The organism is Propionivibrio sp. (genome assembly GCF_049316945.1).
Taxonomy (GTDB): Bacteria; Pseudomonadota; Gammaproteobacteria; order Burkholderiales; family Rhodocyclaceae; genus Propionivibrio.
Genome location: NZ_JBMOJE010000294.1, coordinates 1 through 2,758 on the forward strand (window position 1 = coordinate 1; position 2,758 = coordinate 2,758).

At 59.4% G+C, this 2,758-nt stretch carries 4 protein-coding genes; all 4 read left to right on the forward strand.

The window, feature by feature from the left end; genetic code table 11:
* Positions 1-56: 56 nt before the first annotated feature.
* The 4 genes from ACOYNV_RS27170 (at position 57) to ACOYNV_RS27185 (ending at position 2,667) form a co-directional block, all read left to right on the forward strand.
* Entirely contained in the window at positions 57-419 is a 363-nt protein-coding gene (locus tag ACOYNV_RS27170; RefSeq protein ID WP_422902942.1) for an HAD-IC family P-type ATPase, read from the forward strand.
* 271 nt (positions 420-690) lie between these two features.
* On the forward strand, positions 691-1,536 hold the full coding sequence (locus ACOYNV_RS27175) for a sulfite exporter TauE/SafE family protein (RefSeq protein ID WP_422902943.1): 846 nt from the start codon (positions 691-693) through the stop codon (positions 1,534-1,536).
* A gap of 28 nt (positions 1,537-1,564) precedes the next feature.
* A complete protein-coding gene (locus ACOYNV_RS27180) occupies positions 1,565-2,167 on the forward strand; it encodes a nitrous oxide reductase accessory protein NosL (RefSeq protein ID WP_422902944.1) in 603 nt (200 codons plus the stop codon).
* A gap of 2 nt (positions 2,168-2,169) precedes the next feature.
* Complete coding sequence (locus tag ACOYNV_RS27185) at positions 2,170-2,667, forward strand: nitrous oxide reductase accessory protein NosL (RefSeq protein WP_422902945.1); 498 nt, start codon at positions 2,170-2,172, stop codon at positions 2,665-2,667.
* Positions 2,668-2,758 lie beyond the last annotated feature (91 nt).

The following is a 2,758-nucleotide window of genomic DNA, read 5'->3' on the forward strand; positions in this document are numbered from 1 at the left end:
TGGTGTGAAAAGTGCCAAACCAATTGGGTCCTAACAGAAGAAATCTGAAGCTGGAAGTGATTCGCGACTTGCAGGCGCAAGGCAAACGCGTCGGCATGATCGGCGACGGCATCAACGACGCCCCGGCACTGATGGCCGCCGATGTCGGCTTTGCCATTGGCGGCGGTGCGGATATTGCTGTGGAATCGGCCGACATCACGCTGGTCGGCGGCGACATTTCGCGCGTCGCCTCGGCCATTCAGCTGTCACGACAAACGATGAAAGTCATCCGCCAGAATCTCTTCTGGGCGCTTGGCTACAACGTGGTGGCGATCCCGATTGCCGCCGCCGGGCGGCTGAACCCGATGATCGCCTCAGCGGCGATGGCGCTCTCCTCGGTATCGGTGGTAACCAACTCGCTGCGTCTGCAGAAGCGCTGAGCGATGATGGCGCCTTGTCATGCTGCGGACTTTTCATGGCAATAGCCTTGGGATGCCCGTCGTTCGGTGTTCTACAGAATGCATGCCTGAAGAATGGCGTATTTGTTTTGTTTGCAGACACTATGGCTGTAGATAGCCTATCCATAGGGATTTCAGAGCATCGTTACTTCGATAGCCTTCGATAACCAACTAGCCGGGTTTTCCCCCTCGCCCACTTGTGGGAGAGGGGAGTTTGCAACAGCTGAGGCTTGGCGCTAATCAGGGGAAAACGATGGATCACAGCCAACACCAGATGCTCGCCGAGTTCTCCTACGGCCTGGCCTTCATGACCGGCGTGCTCGGCAGCGGGCATTGCTTGGGCATGTGCGGTGGGCTGGTCTCTGGCTTCTTCATGAAGCTCGGTGCCAAAAACTTCACGCCCTACCTCGCCTACCATCTCACCCGCGTCGGCGTTTATGCCTTGATCGGCCTGATCGCTGCCGGGCTCGGCACGGTGCTGGTGCAGACCGGCGCTTTCGGCCAGTTACAGGGCCTGCTGCAAATCGTCGCCGGCCTCGTCGTCATCCTGCTCGGCCTTGACCTGCTCGGCGTTTCGCCGATACGCAACACGCTTCGCTTTGCGCCGCTGGCCTGGCTGCGCCGGCAGTTTGTCGCCGCCACGCAACGCGGGCCGCTGCTCGGCGCAATGATCGGCGGCGCGATCAACGGCCTGATGCCGTGCTCGATGACGATGGCCATGGCGGTAAAAGCCACCACCGCGCCCTCGCTGCTGGAAGGCGGGCTGCTGATGCTGGCGTTCGGTGCCGGCACCCTGCCCTCGATGCTCTCGGCCAGTTTCCTGTTCGGCAAACTCGGCGTAAAAACGCGCGGCTGGCTGCTCAAGGGAGCGGCTATTTTCGTCATCATCCTCGGTATTTCAACGCTCTGGCAGGGAGTTCGCTACTACACGTTGATGCAGCGCCTGCTTGGTTGGCTTCCACCCCTGCGACAATTTGCCGCACGCCGCATCCATTCGAAAAGTTTACTATCCAGAAAGATCGCCGAAGCATCATTCGGCCCGTTTCCCTCACCCCCGACCCCTCTCCCGAAGGGCGAGGGGAGGTTCAAGAGTCGCTAACGCGACTTCCACACTAAGGAGCCACACCATGAATCGCCGTGACCTGCTTAAACTCTCGATGGCCAGCACCGCCGGCACGCTTATCGCCAGCTCAGCACACGCCCAGCAAGCCTGCACTAGCGATGGCACGCCGGCCCAATTCACACCAAAAAAATCGGCTGATGCCAAGCCGCAGGAAAACGATATCGAGAAGTTTCCGAAGTGCCCGTACTGCGGCATGGATCGCAAGATGTTCCACCACTCGCGCATGCTGATTCAATTCAGCGACGACCTGCCGGACGGCACCTGCTCGCTGCATTGCGCGTCAATCAGCCTGGCCGTGAACATCGACCGCGAACCCAAGGCCATGTGGGTCGGCGACAATGCCTCGGCCGATCTAATCAAGCCGCTGGTCAATGTCGATAAAGCGACCTTCCTGATCGGCAGCCAGATCAAAGGTGTCATGACCAAGCGCAGCAAGGTTGCCTACAGCACTGATGAAGCCGCAAAAGCAGCGATGGCCGCCAATGGCGGCGAACTCGGCAATTTCGACAAAGCCCTGCTGGCGGCTTACACCGACATGGCGCAAGACGCGTCAATGATCCGCAAGATGCGCGCAGAGCGTCAAAAACACATGATGCATAAGGGCTAAGCATGCACCGTCGCCGCTTTCTGAAGGTGCTTGGCGCCGTGGCAATACCACTTTCCAGCTGGCTGCACGCGGCAACGCCGGACTTCCCGAAACCGGGCAACAAGTATCTGTGCCCGGTGTGCGGGATGCTCGTTGCCAAGTATCCGAACTGGATGGCCATCGTCATTTACAAGGACGGTCACCCCCACTTTTTCGATGGGGCCAAGGACATGTTCAAGTATCTCGGCGACCTGCCGAAGTACGCCCCCGGACACAAGGCGGCCGAAATTTCCGGGATCTGGGTTACCGAGTTTTACGGGCTGACCCGCATCGATGCGCGTAAAGCCTTCTACGTCATGGGTTCCGACGTGCTCGGCCCGATGGGGCATGAGTTCGTGCCGCTCGAAAGCCGCAGCGATGCCGAAGATTTCCTGAAGGAACATAAAGGCAAACGCATCCTGAGCTTCGAGCAGGCCACGCCGGAAGTGGCCATCAAGCTGGACAAGGGAGTGTTCGACTGAGAGGCTGTGAATTAATTGGCACAAGCATCCAAGACCGATAGGGGTAGAGAAGGACGCTCGCCCTCCCCTCCCTCCGAACCGTGCGTGCGGT